The sequence below is a fragment of the Klebsiella sp. S69 genome (assembly GCF_016516145.1).
Taxonomy (GTDB): domain Bacteria; phylum Pseudomonadota; class Gammaproteobacteria; order Enterobacterales; family Enterobacteriaceae; genus Klebsiella; species Klebsiella oxytoca.
The window spans coordinates 278,797-295,486 of record NZ_JACVUU010000003.1; the positions used below are offsets into that span (position 1 = coordinate 278,797).

15 protein-coding genes and 1 riboswitch are annotated in these 16,690 nt (G+C 57.9%); of the genes, 12 read left to right on the forward strand and 3 right to left on the reverse strand.

Annotated elements, in window-relative coordinates; genetic code table 11:
* Nucleotides 1-2: 2 nt before the first annotated feature.
* Both IAE27_RS05270 and IAE27_RS05275 read left to right on the forward strand, forming a co-directional pair.
* Nucleotides 3-3,110, forward strand: a complete 3,108-nt coding sequence (locus IAE27_RS05270) for a multidrug efflux RND transporter permease subunit (RefSeq protein ID WP_004112968.1) — start codon at nt 3-5, stop codon at nt 3,108-3,110.
* 11 nt (nt 3,111-3,121) lie between these two features.
* A complete protein-coding gene (locus IAE27_RS05275; RefSeq protein WP_108703807.1) occupies nt 3,122-3,739 on the forward strand; it encodes a TetR/AcrR family transcriptional regulator in 618 nt (205 codons plus the stop codon).
* Between the two features lie 99 nt (nt 3,740-3,838).
* Here the strand turns inward: IAE27_RS05275 and IAE27_RS05280 are convergent, their stop codons facing one another.
* Nucleotides 3,839-4,399 carry an RNA polymerase sigma factor gene (locus IAE27_RS05280; RefSeq protein WP_023320945.1) on the reverse strand — a complete coding sequence of 187 codons (561 nt, stop codon included), beginning with the start codon at nt 4,397-4,399 and terminating at the stop codon, nt 3,839-3,841.
* Nucleotides 4,400-4,404: 5 nt separating this feature from the next.
* The gene (locus tag IAE27_RS05285) at nt 4,405-4,830 is read right to left on the reverse strand and encodes a hypothetical protein (protein WP_187326151.1); all 426 of its coding nucleotides are present in this window, start codon (nt 4,828-4,830) and stop codon (nt 4,405-4,407) included.
* Between the two features lie 198 nt (nt 4,831-5,028).
* On the opposite strand from IAE27_RS05285, the gene ykgR reads away from it, so the two are divergent.
* Nucleotides 5,029-5,130, forward strand: a complete 102-nt coding sequence (gene ykgR / locus IAE27_RS29925; RefSeq protein ID WP_004102022.1) for a small membrane protein YkgR — start codon at nt 5,029-5,031, stop codon at nt 5,128-5,130.
* A 60-nt stretch (nt 5,131-5,190) separates the two neighbouring features.
* On the opposite strand, the gene IAE27_RS05290 is transcribed toward ykgR, so the two are convergent.
* Nucleotides 5,191-6,333: an alpha/beta hydrolase gene (locus IAE27_RS05290; RefSeq protein ID WP_135800179.1), complete on the reverse strand. Its 1,143-nt coding sequence runs from the start codon at nt 6,331-6,333 to the stop codon at nt 5,191-5,193.
* Between the two features lie 167 nt (nt 6,334-6,500).
* On the opposite strand from IAE27_RS05290, the gene IAE27_RS05295 reads away from it, so the two are divergent.
* The 9 genes from IAE27_RS05295 (at nt 6,501) to IAE27_RS05335 (ending at nt 16,508) form a co-directional block, all read left to right on the forward strand.
* Nucleotides 6,501-7,535 carry a LacI family DNA-binding transcriptional regulator gene (locus IAE27_RS05295; RefSeq protein WP_016809028.1) on the forward strand — a complete coding sequence of 345 codons (1,035 nt, stop codon included), beginning with the start codon at nt 6,501-6,503 and terminating at the stop codon, nt 7,533-7,535.
* A gap of 184 nt (nt 7,536-7,719) precedes the next feature.
* Complete coding sequence (locus IAE27_RS05300; RefSeq protein ID WP_154023009.1) at nt 7,720-8,643, forward strand: TIM barrel protein; 924 nt, start codon at nt 7,720-7,722, stop codon at nt 8,641-8,643.
* Between the two features lie 14 nt (nt 8,644-8,657).
* Nucleotides 8,658-9,830: a Gfo/Idh/MocA family protein gene (locus tag IAE27_RS05305; protein ID WP_016809030.1), complete on the forward strand. Its 1,173-nt coding sequence runs from the start codon at nt 8,658-8,660 to the stop codon at nt 9,828-9,830.
* A 205-nt stretch (nt 9,831-10,035) separates the two neighbouring features.
* Nucleotides 10,036-10,137, forward strand: a riboswitch (TPP riboswitch).
* A 69-nt stretch (nt 10,138-10,206) separates the two neighbouring features.
* A complete protein-coding gene (locus IAE27_RS05310; protein ID WP_154023010.1) occupies nt 10,207-10,902 on the forward strand; it encodes a TenA family protein in 696 nt (231 codons plus the stop codon).
* Nucleotides 10,899-11,627 (forward strand): ABC transporter ATP-binding protein, encoded by a 729-nt coding sequence (locus IAE27_RS05315; protein WP_064396006.1) that lies wholly within the window; start codon nt 10,899-10,901, stop codon nt 11,625-11,627. Before IAE27_RS05310 ends, IAE27_RS05315 begins: the two co-directional genes overlap by 4 nt.
* Entirely contained in the window at nt 11,624-12,364 is a 741-nt protein-coding gene (locus tag IAE27_RS05320; RefSeq protein WP_032728247.1) for an ABC transporter permease, read from the forward strand. The genes IAE27_RS05315 and IAE27_RS05320 overlap by 4 nt, the downstream gene beginning before the upstream one ends.
* A 24-nt stretch (nt 12,365-12,388) precedes the next feature.
* Nucleotides 12,389-13,324, forward strand: coding sequence for an ABC transporter substrate-binding protein (locus IAE27_RS05325; protein ID WP_070557601.1), 936 nt, complete (start codon nt 12,389-12,391; stop codon nt 13,322-13,324).
* Nucleotides 13,325-13,631: 307 nt separating this feature from the next.
* On the forward strand, nt 13,632-15,017 hold the full coding sequence (locus IAE27_RS05330; RefSeq protein WP_017145898.1) for a diaminobutyrate--2-oxoglutarate transaminase: 1,386 nt from the start codon (nt 13,632-13,634) through the stop codon (nt 15,015-15,017).
* Nucleotides 15,018-15,026: 9 nt separating this feature from the next.
* Entirely contained in the window at nt 15,027-16,508 is a 1,482-nt protein-coding gene (locus tag IAE27_RS05335) for a pyridoxal phosphate-dependent decarboxylase family protein (protein ID WP_160886463.1), read from the forward strand.
* Nucleotides 16,509-16,690: the final 182 nt, after the last annotated feature.

Sequence of the window (16,690 nt, forward strand, 5' to 3'; positions counted from 1 at the left end):
CGATGCTGGCTCGCTTTTTTGTGTTTCGCCCGGTTTTTGCCGCCGTCATCGCCATCTGTATTATGGCGACCGGCGCTTTCGCCCTGCTGACCCTGCCCGTTGAACAATATCCGGATATTGCTCCTCCCGGCGTCAACGTCACCGCCAACTACCCCGGCGCCTCGGCTGAAACCGTTGAAGACAGCGTGACCCAGGTGCTGGAGCAGCAGATTAAAGGCATCGACGGCCTGCTCTATTTTTCCTCCAGCAGCAGTTCAGCAGGCCAGGCGCGTATTAGCCTCAGTTTCGATCAACGCATTGATCCCGATATGGCGCAGGTGCAGGTACAAAATGCCGTTAATCAGGCCATTACGCGTTTGCCTCAAGAGGTGCAGCAGCAAGGCCTTACGGTAACCAAGTCACAGGGTGATAGCCTGATGGTGGTGGCCCTGTACGATCAAACTCGAACGCTAACCAGCCTTGATATCAGCGACTTTCTCGTTAGCTCCCTGCAGGAGCCGCTGAGCCGGGTGGAAGGCGTGGGGGAAACGACCGTTTTCGGCGCCCAGTACGCGATGCGCATCTGGCTCAATCCGCTGCAGCTGACCAGCTACGGTTTGATGCCCTCCGACGTGCAGGCCGCCGTCGAGGCGCAGAATTCTCAGGTCACCAGCGGCGAAATTGGTTCACTGCCTACGCTGGAGGGGCAGTATCTGAACGCGACGGTCACCGCGCAGTCCCGCCTTGAGCATCCCGAACAGTTTGAAAACATTATTCTGCGCACCAACAGCGACGGCTCGGTGGTCTATCTGCGCGATGTCGCCCGGGTGGAGATCGGCGCGGAAAACTATCAAAACCAAACCACGCTCAACGGTTTCCCCTCAGCCGGAATCTCAATTCAGCTGGCCTCCGGGGCCAACGCGCTGGAGACGGCGGAGAAGATCCGGACAGAAGTCGAACGCCTGACGCCCCGCTTTCCGCAGGGCGTTGTCGCCGCTTATCCGCGCGACAGCACGCCGTTCGTGACGGTCTCTATCGAAAGCGTAGTGCGCACGCTGATTGAGGCGATTCTTTTTGTGGTGGCGGTCATGTATCTCTTTCTCCAGAGCTGGCGGGCAACGCTGATCCCGACCCTCACGGTGCCGGTCGTCCTGCTCGGTACCTTCGGCATCCTTAGCCTGTTGGGCTACAGCATCAATACGCTCACCCTCTTCGCGATGGTTCTGGCAATCGGTCTGCTGGTTGATGACGCTATCGTGGTGGTGGAGAACGTTGAACGCCTGATGGTGGAAGAGGATCTTACCCCGCTTGAAGCCACGCTGCGCTCGATGAATGAGATAACCGGCGCGCTGATTGGCATCGCGCTGGTACTCTCGGCGGTTTTTATCCCGATGGCGTTTTTCGGCGGCTCGGTGGGGATTATCTACCGGCAGTTCAGCGTGACCATCGTTTCGGCGATGGTGCTTTCCGCGCTGGTCGCACTGACCCTGACGCCGACGCTGTGCGCCCATCTGCTCAAACCCGGCCATCTTAAAAAAGGGCCGTTCTTCTCCGGTTTCAACCGCGGCGTCGCCGCCACTCAGAATCGTTACCTGGCGATTCTCCGGCGGATAGCGGTCCGCCCCTTCCGCTTTGTATTGCTGGCCCTGGCGCTGACGTTTTTGATGCTCTGGCAGTATCAGAAACTGGCTGGCGGCTTTCTGCCGGAAGAGGATCAGGGCGCGGTGATGGTTCAGTTTACGCTTCCCTCCGGCTCGCCGATGTCGATGACCGAAGAGGTCGGCGCGGAAATTAGCCGCTATTTCATGAGCGAGGAAGAGAATAACCTCAACGTCATCTTTATGGTTACCGGCAGAAATAACGCCGGCAGCGGGCAGAACGTCGGCATGGCCTTCGCCGAACTCAAGCACTGGGATGCGCGTCCCGGAGAACAGAACAGCGCTCAGGCGATCATTGCCCGGGCGAACCAGTACTTTGTTAAAACCTCCCGGCTGGCCAGCATCAGCGTGATGTCGCCACCCACCGTGCGCGGGCTCGGGCAGTCGAGCGGCTTTGAACTCTGGCTACAGGATAGCGCGCAAAACGGCAGCCCGTCGCTCATCGAGGCGCAAAACACCCTGCTCGCTGCCGCCAGACAACAGCCAGAACTGGATGCGGTGCGCATTAACAGCCTGGAGGAGAAGGCGCAGCTGCAGGTCGATGTTGACAGACAGAAAGCGCAGGCCCAGGGGTTGGATCAGGCCGCGATAAACAGCACTCTCTCTGCGGCCTGGGGCGGCGTGTACATTAACGACTTTATCGATCGCGGACGCGTCAAGCGCGTGTACATGCAGGGAGACGCAGCCTGGCGTTCGACGCCGGAAAATTTATCCGCCTGGTTTGTCCGCGGCGACAGCAACAACATGGCCTCCTTCGACAGCTTCTCATCCTGGCGCTGGACCACCGGGCCGCAGATGCTTCAGCGTTTTAACGGACTGTCAGCCGTGCAGTTCCAGGGCAATGCGGCATCGGGCGTCAGCTCCGGTTCGGCGATGGCGGAAATGGCCGAACTGGTGGGCACGCTGAGCGGGTTTGATCTGCAATGGAGCGGTTTGTCCTGGCAGGAGCAGGCCTCTTCAGTGCAAACGCTATGGGTATATCTGGCGTCGCTGGCCTTTATGTTTTTGTGTCTGGCCGCCTTGTATGAAAGCTGGTCGATTCCGGTCGCCGTACTGCTGATCGTGCCGTTGGGGATTCTGGGGGCCGTGAGCGCGTCGCTGCTCGCCGGATATGAAAACGATATCTACTTCCAGGTCGGTATGCTGACGACCATGGGGCTTTCCGCAAAAAATGCGATTCTGATCGTTGAATTTGCGCTGGCGCAGTTTCAGCAAGGAAAAACCTTATCCGACGCGGCGCTGGAGGGCGCTCGTCTGCGCTTACGCCCCATCATTATGACCTCACTTGCATTTGTTGTCGGCGTTATCCCTCTGGTACTCTCTACCGGTGCCGGCGCTTCCAGCCAACGGGAGATTGGCACCGCGGTGATCGGCGGTATGCTCACCGGGACGCTGCTGACCTTGCTCTTCGTTCCACTCTTTTTCCTGCTGGTACAGCAAGGAATGATGCGCCTTAAAGGGCGCAAACGGTAAGGACTCAATTGATGGGAAATCAACGCGGGCGGCCAATGAAAGCCCGCCCACGCATTTTACAAACCGCCCGCGAGCTGTTTCTCAGGCACGGGCTTGATGTGTCGCTGGATACGATTGCCGCCGAAGCGGGAACCTCGCGGCCGACGCTTTACAGTCATTTCCCCGGCGGTAAAGACGCGCTGCTGCTGGAGACATTTGCGTTTCTCAATGACACCATGCAGCCGCCTCTGCGCCAGCTTTTGCAGGAGCGTCAGCAGGATTTTCCCGCGCTGCTGCGCGGGTTTGCGAAAGTGGTGCAAGCGCACTTTTATGCGCCGGAGAATATTCACTTTCAACGCCTGCTGATCCAGGTGCTGGTGCAAAAGCCCGAACTCTACGTCACGCTCGAACAGCGCCCCTCAGGGCGCGTTTTGCAGGCACTGAGCGAGATACTGGCGCAGAAAAAAAACGAAGGTTTGCTGACCATCAGCTATCCGGAGCTCGAAGCAACGGCGTTTCTCGGCGCGATTATGGGCTATCCGCTGCCGGGGGCCTTAATTGCGCAAAAAGCGGTGGAGCCGGAGAAGCTGGAACAGCTCGCGGAATGCGCGATTACCGTCTTTCTCAAGGCCTGGGGCTACCGGCCATAATCCAGGTTTACGCAGCCACTTTCAGGCCTGTCGCCGCCCTTATTCTGCTAAGCGGATAAAGACCAGGTCTTCGGCCCCGCGCCAGAGGCCGAAGAAAGACTAATCGGCGAGCAGATCGTCATACAGCGCGCGCAAGCGGGTTCGCAGGTAAAGTACCGCTTTATGCTTACGCGACAGCAGCGCCTGCTCGCTTGCGCCGGTCTCTTCGGCCAGCTCCCGATAGCTGTAGCCCTGCAGTTCGGTTTTCTCGAATGCTTCGCGCTGGGCGGGCGGCAGTTCCGCGAGCGCCTGGTTTACAGCCTCCCAGAGCAGCGTTTTCAGATACGCCTCCTCCGGCGTTTGCGCAACGCCAAATAGCGTCTCGGCCAGCTCATCCTCCGGAAAGGCACCCTCTTCTTCCTCGCTGAAATCGCCTGCCAGCGGCAGCTCACGCTTTTTTCTCGCCCTGTCGGTCATCTCGTTTCGCGCGGCCCGGAACAGCCAGGCGGCAATATTCTCCACCGGTTGCTCGACGCGGATCAGCTGATAAGTCACTTCCTGCAGGATATCGTCCGCCTCATCCCGTTGCGGGATCCGGGCGCGAATAAACGCCTTCAGCTTCGTCCGGCAGGCGTCGAGAGCGGAAATCAGCCGCGATGGCGTCGCGATGCCGTTTTTCATTGCGCTCACTCGGGATCCGTATTTTTCACCGCAGGCTCCTGCTGCGGCGCATTTTCGCTACGACGATCGCGCCAGCCGCAGTGGCCACGATGCCCGCGATGACCAAAGCGCTGTACAAACTCATCGCGCTGCTCGGGACTCATCTTCATCCAGCGTTCATGCATTCGACGCCGCGCGTGTCCAATACCGAACATTCCCGGGCGAAAACCGAGACCGCCAAACAGGATCCGCGACAGCGCCAGAAGACCTATCGCCTGCCAGAAGCCGATGCTCTTTACCCCAAGGATAGCGGGCAGTAGCGCATTCCATAGCGACATGACCAGCAGCCCGAGAACGATGATTAACGCCGCGCCGATGAGAAGCGGTTTTGCCATTCTGTGGTCACCAAAACGGTGCTGATGGCGCTGCTCGCGCCTGTCGAAATCTCTCATGCTTTGTTTACCTCATAACGCTTGTGAATAGTAACCTGTGCAGAGGTAGACGAATGAGCGGACTAAATATTGCTAACAATATTTAAAAATCGACACACTTTATTTGTACGACAAATGTCATTGTGTGATCTTCATCACCTTTCGGTGCGGGTGGCGGCGGTAACGTTACCCGGTGATTCATCGAAAAAAGAGGAACTTATGAAGGCAGTAAAATCATTAAAAGCAGACTGGGCAATTATTACGCTGATGATTGTTGTCGCGGTCGTTATGTATGGCTATCTGATCCCCAAATACTGGTAATCGACGTCATACCTGCGCTGAACCGCCCCATCGCTCAGGGCGGCTCATCGACCCTCGCCATTACCGCTTATCGTTGAGCGTCTTAATCAAAAACGGCACCGAGTCGCGCAATGACGGGTTAACCGTTCCGCTATGATCCAGCCCCTCATAAATATGCACGTCCGCCCGGGTTCCCGCGCTTTTAACCGCATCCGCAAAGCGTTTTTGCATCGCCGTCGGTACGTTGATATCGACGCTGCCTATACCGATAAATACCGGATGATCGATTTTTAGCGTCGGGTAGAGCATGGTTTCTACGCTGGCGTTTAACAGCGAATCCACTCCCGGCTTGAGGGCATTCGCCGCATTGAGACCGGCCTTCATCACCTCATCGTTGAGCGGCGTAATGCATAAATGGTTCGCCTCTTTCAGCAGCGGTAGCGCTTTGTCCTGGAAATAGTCGGCCGGATTGAGCTGCGGGTTGCTGTCGGCAGCTGAAAGATAAATATAGAAAATATACGGAATTTTCGGATCGCCGCCGCTCGGCGCTTTGCCGCCTGCCGGCGGAAGAATGTCGGCTGCGGTGGTCCCTTTTTCAAAATAAGGCGTACCGGTCAGCACCGTTGCGCGAATATTAAGCTCGGGTGCATATTGCGGCTGATAGCCGGCGCTGGCGAAGGCGGCATGCGCCCCCTGCGACTGTCCTACCAGAATAAGTTCATTTTTGAGCGGAAACTGTTTCAGGGCGGCGCGAACGCTGTCAAGTATGCTCCACGCTTCGCCGCGGGCGTTCAGATAGTGGTGCAGCCCGGACGAGCCCAGACCGGCATAATCCGGCGCGACCACCGCATAGCCCAGCGACAGCCAGGTGTTCAGATACTGCTTATCGCGATCGCTGCGCGGGTTTAAGGACGGCGCGCAGTGATTCGCCACGCCAACGGTACCGTGAGCCCAGACCACCACCGGCCATCCCCCTTCCGGCGTGGCGCCAAAGGGAATAAAGACCGCCGCGGTATCTTCGCGCGCGGTTTTACCGTCCACGCCGCTGTGGGAAGGATAACGCAGAAGATATTGCTTAGCCGCTTCGCTTAATCCGTTCTTCGCGCTGAGCGGAGAGACGGCATCGGTGCTGTCGATAGCGGCGCTAGCCGGAACAGCGCTCATGGAAAGCAATAGCAGCGCAGAGGTGGCGGTAAGGAATTTTTTTGAGAGGGAATAAGTCATGACATCCTGTTCCATAATGGGGATGCACTTAGTGTAGACCCTGGCGCCTGAATACCAGCTCAATGAAGCTGGTCATTTTGCTGATTTGCATAAACCCTGAGTGGCTTCGCTTTTTATCCGCCACAAAAATGATAGATTTTTATCAATCACCTCACAGGAAGAGAACAATGTCAGCGAAAAAAGTCACCATGAAGGATATAGCCAGAGACGCCAGAGTCGGTATCGCGACGGTGGACAGAGTGTTGAATAAACGAACTCCCGTGAAAGAGAGCACCGAACGTAAAGTGCTTGAGTCCGCCAGGCGCTTAGGCTTTGCGCTCGAACAATCGCAGTATCGGCTGGCAGCCGGTCAGTCGGCGATCCCGCTGAGAATGGGGTTCATCCTGCTGCAGGAGTCGCACTCGTTTTACCATCAGCTGGCGCAGGCGCTTGAGCAGGCGGCATTGCCCTGGCATAGTCCGGCACAGGCGCCGGTGTTTCTGCATTATGACATTAACGCCATTGACGACATGGTTGCCGCAATCGCCCGCCTCAGCGAAGAGGTTGACGCAATCGGTATTGTGGCGCTGGATAATCCGCTTATCCGCCATGCCGTTGCTCAGGCCGTTGATAAAGGCGTGCGCGTCTTTACCCTGCTCTCCGATATGAGCATCCCGCAACGCACCGGCTACATTGGGCTGGATAATCAGAAAGCGGGCCGCACCGCCGGTTGGGCGGTGGACAGGCTGTGTCATGGAAGCGGCGAAATCGGCATTATCGTCGGCGATAACCGATTTATTTGTCAGGAAAGCTGCGAGATAAGTTTCCGTTCCTACCTGCGCGAACATGGCAAAGGCGACCGGGTGCTGGAGCCTGTACGCAGCCACGAACGCGCCGATATCGCCCGCCGGGTGACGGAGGAGATGCTGCAGCGTTATCCCGATCTGGAGGCCATCTACGCGCCCTGCGGCGGCGTGGAAGGGATTATCGCCGCGCTGCATGCGCATCAGCGTCAGCATCAGGTCACGCTGATTTGTCATGGCCCGGTAGACCACGGCGAGCTGGCGCTAATCGACGGGACAATCGATCTCATGCTGGCTCATCGGCTTGCCGAATTCGCCTCAGCGACCGTCGACGCCTTTGTCCAGTGCGCTCACCAGCCGCAGGCGACGTTTATTAACGCCCTGCAGCCGTTTGATTTACTCACCAAAGAAAACCTCTGATCGGCGAAAGCGCGGGTATATTCTCCGCGCTCCGCTTCAGCGCTACATTTGATAAAAAACTATCAATTAAGACATCAAAATAAACCTTGAATTCCATCAAAGAATTTAAATTTCATGATTGTTGAAGATGAAATTTTCATTCAATACTGGTCATGTTTTCTCCTCATCTGAAAAGGAAGCCATCATGACCATACATATTGCCAACGCGCCGTGCAGCTGGGGCGTCGATGATCCCAAAAATCCTTACCTGCCGCCGTGGACCAAGGTGCTGGAAGAGGCGGCGACGGCCGGTTATAAAAGTATTGAACTGGGGCCGTGGAGCTATCTGCCGACCCGAGCCGATGAACTCAGCGCCGCGCTGAATAAGCAGGGGCTGTCGCTGGTGGCCGGAACGATCTTTGACGATCTGGTCAGCGAAGAGAACTTTGCGAACATTGTCGCACTGACGCATAACATTTGCCGCAACCTGTCGCAGGTTCCATCGGCGGAAAAGACGCCGGGCAACCTCTTCCAGCCGCCTTATCTGGTGATTATTGATTTTGGCAATCCGCTGCGGGCGAAATACGCTGGACACAGCGAACTGGCGCCCCGCCTCTCTCCCGCCGACTGGCAGCGGATGATCGGCCATATTATTACCATCAGCCAACTGGCGTGGCAGGAGTACGGCGTTCGTCCGGTTATCCATCCTCACGCCGGCGGCTGCATCGAGTTTGCCGACGAAATCGACCTGCTCGCGGCGCAAATCCCCCATGATGTTGCCGGATTGTGTCTCGACACCGGCCATCTCTTCTATTCGGGTATGGACCCCATCAGCTGGCTGGATCGCCATTTTGATCGCCTTGACTACCTGCACTTTAAAGATGTCGATCCGCAGGTATTCAGGAGCGTAATTTCCCGCGGTATCGACTTCTTCTCTGCCTGCGCGGAGGGCGTGATGTGTCCGCTCGGCAGCGGCGCCATTGATTATCCGGCGGTGCGCGCCTTTCTCGACAAACGCGGCTATCAAGGCTGGATCACCATTGAGCAAGAGCGCGACCCGCGCAACGTCGAGGGCAGCCTTAAGGCGGTCATGGAAAGCCTGCGCTACCTGCATTCGGTTGGTTTTTAATCGGGAGATGAAACATGATTAACGGTATTAAACCTGTTGGCCGGTCGTTACGCTGGGGTATGGTGGGCGGCGGCGGAAGCAGCCAGATTGGTTATATTCACCGCTCCGCGGCGCTGCGCGACGGCACGTTTACCCTGCTGGCCGGGGCCTTCGATATTGACGCTCAGCGCGGGCGTGAGTTTGGCCAGCAGCTGGGCGTGGAGGCCGGGCGCTGTTACCCCGACTACGAAACGCTGTTTCGCGAAGAGGCCGCGCGGGAGGACGGTATTGAAGCCGTTTCCATCGCTACGCCGAACAATACCCACTACGCCATTTGCCGCGCAGCGCTGGAGGCCGGATTGCATGTGGTCTGCGAAAAACCGCTCTGTTTTACCGGCGAAGAGGCCGATGCGCTGGTGGCCCTGAGCGAAAAACAGCGCAAAATCATCGGCGTGACTTACGGCTACGCCGGTCATCAGCTGATTCTGCAGGCGCGGCAGATGATTGAGCAGGGGCTGCTGGGCGAGATCCGCATTATCAATATGCAGTTCGCCCACGGTTTTCATAACCAGCCTGTGGAGCAGGAAAACCCCAGTACCCGCTGGCGAGTGGACCCGAAGTTTGTTGGCCCCAGCTACGTTCTGGGCGATCTCGCCACTCACCCGCTGTTTCTGGCGGAGACCATGGCGCCGAAGCTCAATATCACTCGCCTGATGTGCTCCCGCCAGAGCTTTGTCAAAAGCCGCGCGCCGCTGGAGGATAACGCGCATGTGCTGATGGAGTACGACAACGGCGCCGTGGGTTCGATGTGGTGCTCGGCGGTCAACAGCGGCTCAATGCACGGGCAGAAAGTCCGTATCGTCGGAGAAAAAGCCAGCCTTGAGTGGTGGGATGAACAGCCGAATCAGCTGCGCTATGAGATTCAGGGCGAGCCGGTGCGCATTCTCGAACGCGGTATGCCCTATCTGGACCCGCTGGCTCTGCAGGATGATCGGATCGGCGGCGGCCATCCCGAAGGGCTGTTTGAGGCCTGGTCGAATTTGTACCGCCGCTTCGCCATCGCCATGGATGCTACCGATCGTCGCGACGCTGCTTTGCTGGAAAACTTCTGGTACCCGGATGCCAAAGCCGGTGCTCTCGGCGTGCATTGGGTTGAGAACTGCGTACGTTCAGCAGACAGTGGCGCCAGCTGGGTCGATTTCCATTAATCCATAAATAATATTTGCCGGGCGGCGGCTGACGCCTTGCCCGGCCAAAGAGAATCGGGCTGTTCTGCGCCCGGCAAGACGCCAGCCGCCACCGGGCCAAAATGATGCACAACGGCCATTTATCGCAGTGTCTTAACGTGACAGTGTCACCAATTTTCGGCAAGTTCACAGCATTGTAATCAAAAAGCGAATGTCGTATAACAGGTGCCAAACCGAGGGGTGTCCCGTGAGGGCTGAGATGGCGTAAGCCGAACCCTTTGAACCTGATCTGGGTCATGCCAGCGAAGGGACGGGTCGGCATTTCCGCCAGTTTTGCGCCATTGCCTGTTCACACTTCATTCAGCACGCCCGGATCTCCCTATTATCAGGAGGTCCTGTGATTCTTCCCGCATTTACTCAGGGTATTTATGGTCGTCTGCGCCTGCAGGCCGGTGCTGACTGGCAGCGCTACGTCGCCCATCCCTTCCTGCGCCAGCTTGCCGACGGCACCCTTCCCGAACCCGCTTTTCGTCGCTATCTGACGCAGGACTACCTGTTCCTGATCCACTTTGCACGCAGCTACGCGCTGCTGGTGAGCAAGCTGCGTACCCTCGCGGAAATGCGCGTTGCCGCCGCGTCCATGAACGCCATTCTCGACGAACTGCCGCTGCACGTCGGCTACTGTACGGAATGGGGGCTGGATGAAGCGACGATGGCGGCTGAAGAGGAAGCCGCTGAAACGGTAAATTATACCCGCTACGTACTGGACATCGGCCACGCCGGCGACGCGCTGGATCTACTGGCGGCGCTGATGCCCTGCGTGGCCGGCTATGCGGAAATCGGCCTCGGTCTGCTGCACGACCCGGCGACCCGGCTGACTGCCAACCCATATGCCTCGTGGATCCGCAACTACGGTGATGAGGGCTACCTTAACGGCGTCAAGGTAGCCTTAAACCTGCTGGAAACCCTCTGGCAGCAGCGCGGCGGCGAAGCGCGTTTTGCCGAACTCAGCGCCATTTTTACGACCGCTACGCGCCTGGAGGCTAACTTCTGGCAAATGGGTCTTAACGCCCTCGCGGAGCGCCAGGCGTGATGGCTCCCGACATCGAAGTACGCGGACTGAGCCTGCGCTTTGGTTTGCGACCGATCTTCGACAATTTGACGTTCTCTATTCCCGGCGGCCAGTGGAGCTCGCTGCTGGGGGCCAGCGGCGCCGGTAAAACCAGCCTCCTGCGCATCATCGCCGGGCTGGCGAAAGCCTCTGGGGGCGAAGTTCGCGCCAGCGATGGCCTGGCGATTGCCGGACGCCTGGCGTGGATGGGGCAAAAAGATCTGCTTTACCCGTGGCTAAGCGTGCGCGACAACGTCTCGCTGGGGGCGCGCCTGCGCGGGGAGCGCATCGATCACCTGCGCGTGACTACGCTGCTACAGCAGGTTGGGCTTGAACACTGCGCCGATGACCGCCCGGCCGCTCTCTCCGGCGGCATGCGTCAGCGTGCGGCGCTGGCGCGTACGCTCTACGAAGACCGGCCCATCGTGCTGATGGACGAGCCCTTTTCCGCGCTCGACACGATCACCCGCACGCGTATTCAGTCCCTGGCCGCCCGGCTGTTGGTGAACCGGACCGTTGTACTGATCACCCACGATCCGATGGAAGCCTGCCGTCTGAGCCACCGTCTGCTCGTCCTTTCCCCGGCCCCCGGCGGGATTGACGACACGCATCGCTTGTCCGGCATACCGCCGCGCGCGCCGGACGATCCGGCGCTATTAGCCGGTCAGGCGGAGTTGCTGCAACAGCTGATAAGGGCTAATGAATGAGCGCAAAACTGTTTCGCGCCGCCGTGGTGTTCTGCGGCCTGCTCCTGATTTGGTGGCTGGTGACCCGCAGCGGCATTCCCGCCTTTCTGCTGCCTTCGCCTTCGGCGGTGGCAAGCGCCCTGTGGGTTAACCGCGCCTACCTCGGTGGGCACACGCTGATCACATTAAGCGAGATCCTCAGCGGTCTCGCGCTCGGCGTTCTGCTCGGCGTGATACTGGCGCTGTGCATGATTGTTTCGCCGCGCCTTCAGCGTTGGCTGATGCCGTTGGTGCTGACCAGCCAGGCGATCCCGGTCTTTGCCCTTGCCCCGCTGCTGGTACTGTGGTTCGGCTTCGGGATGAGCGCCAAGGTTATGATGGCGGTGCTGGTGATCTTCTTTCCCGTCACCTCGGCGTTTTTTGACGGGCTGCGCCGGGTTAACCAGGACTATCTTGACCTCGCGCGCACCATGGGCGCCTCTTTTGGCGCGCAACTGCGCCACATCCGCATGATGGCTGCCCTTCCGGCCCTCGGTTCCGGTCTGCGGATGGCCGCCGCCGTCGCGCCTATCGGGGCGATTATCGGCGAATGGGTCGGTTCAGCCGAAGGACTGGGCTACGTCATGCTTAACGCCAATGCCCGTCTGCAAACCGATATCTGCTTTGCAGCCCTGTTTATTCTGGTGCTACTGACCGTCCTGCTGTGGCTGGCGGTGGATGCTTTTTTACACCGTCTGATTAACTGGACGCCGGAATGACGCTCTTAAATAAAAGGACTAACCATGCGTAAACGTATTTATGCCGGTATCACGCTTACCGCGCTGTTCAGCGGTCAGGCGCTGGCCAATGAAAAACTCACCCTGGTGCTGGACTGGTATATCAATCCCGACCACGCGCCGATCGTGGTGGCTGAACAGATTGGCGCCTTTAAAGAGGCGGGTCTGGACGTTAAAATTGTGCCACCGTCCGACCCGGCGCTGCCGCCGCGATTAGTCGCCGCCCGCCAGGCGGACCTGGCGATTACCTACCAGCCGCAGGTGCATTTTTTTGCCGATGAAGGTCTGCCGCTGGTCCGCGTCGGCACGCTGATTAATTCGCCGCTGAACACGGTGATCGCGCTGGATAAAAGCATCAAATCTCCCGCCGATCTGCAGGGCAAAAAAGTGGGGTATTCGGTAAGCGGAATCGAACAGGCGACGCTGGCCACTATGGCACAGCACGCGAAAATCGATCCCAAAAGCATCAAGCTCATCAATGTTAACTTTCAGCTGACCAGCGCCCTGCTGGCCGGACAGGTCGATGCGGTGATTGGCGGCTATCGTAATATCGAAGCGCTGGAACTGCAGCTTCAGGGGAAAGATCCGCAGGTGATGAACGTCGAGGATTACGGCGTCCCGGCCTACGATGAGCTGGTGATTGTCGCCAACCGGGACGACGTCAACGCACCGAAAATCAGGACGTTCCTGAAAGCGCTGCAAAAAGGCGTTGCTTACCTTCGCGCTCATCCGCAGGAAACCTGGCAGGCGTTTGCCGACGCGCATCCTGAACTTAACACGGAGCTGAACAAGCAGGCCTGGCTGAAAACTCTTCCTCTGTTTGCCAGCGATCCGGCAGCGCTGGATAAACCTCGTTATGAAGCTTATGAACAGTTTTTATATAACAACAAGTTGGTGAAAAAAGTCACACCTTTAACGAATTATGCGGTTGAACTGCACTAAGTCATACCATTGCTGGCGGAAATCTTTCGCCAGCAATAGCCAGGCGGCAGTAATAAAAATTGCGAGAATCCCTCACTAATAATTACAATTTTAAAGGTCTTTCATCCTTTAAAACACTTCTTTTTTATCAATGCTTTATGCGTTAATTTTGCAGTGTAAAAATAACGTAAATATAGCTTAATCAATAAAACGTTGAACGCGGTTCTAAAAAGCCATATATTGTGCCCGCTTTAATGCATGGCGATTCATTTTCTTACACCATTTTATTCAACCAGCGCTCAACCGTAACGCTGGTTGTGGGAGTGATATGATGACGGATAAAGTCCGTATTGATACTTTAGGCGCAGATTTATTAGATGCAAACAACGATACCTTTTTGGCCCGTCAGGCTGAATTCGAATCGAATGTCAGGAGCTACCCGCGCAAGCTGCCCCTTGCGATTACTAAAGCGGAAGGCGTCTGGCTGACCGATGCGGATAACAAACAGTATCTCGACTGCCTTGCCGGCGCAGGTACTCTGGCTCTCGGTCACAACCACCCTGATGTGCTGCAGAGCATCCAAAGTGTCATTACCAGCGGCTTGCCGTTACATACTCTCGATCTCACCACTCCGTTAAAAGATCGCTTCTCTGAATACCTGCTTTCCCTGCTGCCGGGCGAAGGTAAAGAATACTGCCTGCAGTTCACCGGTCCCTCCGGCGCTGACGCCGTAGAAGCGGCGCTGAAGCTGGCGAAAAAATACACCGGCCGTACTTCCGTGATCAGCTTCTCCGGCGGTTACCACGGGATGACCCACGGCGCGCTGTCCGTCACCGGTAACCTGTCGCCCAAAGCGGCGGTTAACGGCATGATGCCGGAAGTGCAGTTTATGCCTTACCCGCACCAGTACCGCTGCCCGCTGGGTATCGGCGGTGAAGCCGGCGTAAAAGCGCTGACCTACTACTTCGAAAACCTGATCAACGACGTCGAAAGCGGCGTGCGTAAACCGGCGGCGGTGATCCTTGAAGCCGTTCAGGGTGAAGGCGGCGTGAACCCGGCTCCGGTCGAGTGGCTGCAGCGCATCCGTAAAGTGACTCAGGAACACGGCATTCTGCTGATCGTCGATGAAGTTCAGGCTGGCTTTGCGCGTACCGGTAAATTCTTCGCCTTCGAACACGCGGGCATCGAGCCGGACATTATCGTGATGTCGAAAGCCGTCGGCGGCGGTCTGCCGCTGGCCGTTCTCGGTATCAAAAAGCAGTTCGACGCCTGGGAACCGGGTCACCACACCGGCACCTTCCGCGGCAACCAGCTGGCGATGGCGACCGGCCTGACCACCCTGCGCCACCTGAAAGACAATAACATTGCGGATAAAACCGCCGCTCAGGGCGAATGGCTGAAGGGCAAGCTGGCCGAGATGCAGAAACGCTATCCGGTGATTGGCCACGTTCGCGGTCTGGGCCTGATGATCGGTATTGAGATCGTTAAACCGAACGAAGCGCCGGATCACATGGGCTGCTACCCGGCGGACGGCGAACTCTCCGCCCTGCTGCAGAAGAAATGCTTCGAAGCGGGCGTGATCCTCGAGCGCGGCGGTCGCCACGGCTGCGTGCTGCGTCTGCTGCCGTCCCTGCTGATCAGCAACGCTGAGCTGGAAATTTTCTTCGACAAATTTGAACAGGCCCTGCTGGCCGCCGGCGTAAAACCGGTCTGAGTGGAGTAAGTGACCGCAATGTCCAAGTTGAATCCGATTCTTGCTGGTTCCGCACAGAGTATTGATGCCTATCAGCAAGCGATCGCCCAGACCAGCCAGGCTGTCGCGCAGTGGTTGCAGCAGCCTGAAATGTATCAGGGGAAAAGCGTTGACGAATTGCGTGAGCGCATCACCCTTGATTTCAACGAACAGGGTCTGGGCAACCAGGCGGCGATTGAACGTGCGATCGAGTACTTCCTGAAAGACAGCCTGTCGGTACATCACCCGCAGTGCGTGGCGCATCTACACTGCCCGAGCCTGGTGATTAGCCAGGCGGCGGAAGTGCTGATTAACGCCACCAACCAGAGCATGGACTCCTGGGATCAAAGCCCGTCAGCCACCATCATTGAGATCAAGCTGATTGAATGGCTGCGTGCGCAGGTCGGCTACGGCGCTGGCGATGCGGGCGTGTTCACCAGCGGCGGTACCCAGAGCAACATGATGGGGCTGATGCTGGCGCGCGATGCCTTCTTTGCCCGCCAGGGCCACTCCATCCAGCAGGATGGTCTGCCGGGCGATGTTCGTCGCTACAAAGTACTGTGTTCTGAAAATGCCCACTTCTCGGTGCAGAAGAACATGGCGCTGATGGGCCTCGGCTACCGTTCCGTGACGCTGGTGAAAACCGACCAATTCGCGCGGATGGACGTGGCGGACCTGAAAGCGAAAATCGCCGAGGCTCAGGCTAACGGCGAGCAGATTATGGCGATTGTCGCTACCGCTGGCACTACCGACGCGGGAGCCATTGACCCGCTGCGAGAAATCGCGGCTGTCGCGGCAGAGCATCAGATCTGGCTGCACGTTGACGCAGCCTGGGGCGGCGCGCTGCTGATGTCTGAGAAGTATCGCGATCGTCTGGACGGCATTGACTTAGTGGATTCCATCACTCTGGATTTCCATAAGCAGTTCTTCCAGACCATCAGCTGCGGCGCGTTTCTGTTAAAAGAAGCCCGTCACTACGAGCTGATGCGCTATCAGGCGGCCTATCTGAACTCTGAGTTCGATGAAGAGCATGGCGTACCGAACCTGGTGTCCAAATCGCTGCAGACCACCCGCCGCTTCGACGCGCTGAAGCTGTGGATGGGTCTTGAGGCGCTGGGCCAGAAGCAGTACGCGGAAATCATCGATCACGGCGTGACGATGGCGCTGAACGTAGCGGATTATGTCGAAACGCAGCCGACGCTGGAACTGGTGATGCAGCCGCAGCTGGCGAGCGTGCTGTTCCGTTCCCGTCCGCAGCAGATGGCGGGCAGCGACGACGCCGCCATCGCCCTGCTCAACCAGCGGGTAGGCGATGCGCTGCTGGCCTCCGGCCGCGCTAACGTCGGGGTGACCGAGCACAACGGCGTTACCTGCCTGAAGCTGACCTTGCTGAACCCGATCGTTACGTTAGATGACGTGAAGGTGCTGCTGAGCCTGGTCGATCGCACCGCCCAGGAGCTGCTGGCGCAGTAAGCTTTTCGCATTGACCACGAAAGCCGATAACTTACCTTATCGGCTTTTTTATTGGGTTTCGCCCTGAGCTTGTGACGTTGTCACGCCATTTCCCGGGGGCGGCGCAAGGCGCCTGCCCGGGCTACAGTCCTGCAGACTGCTGAGGACGCGTAGCCCGGACAGATGCGCAGCATCGCCTCCGG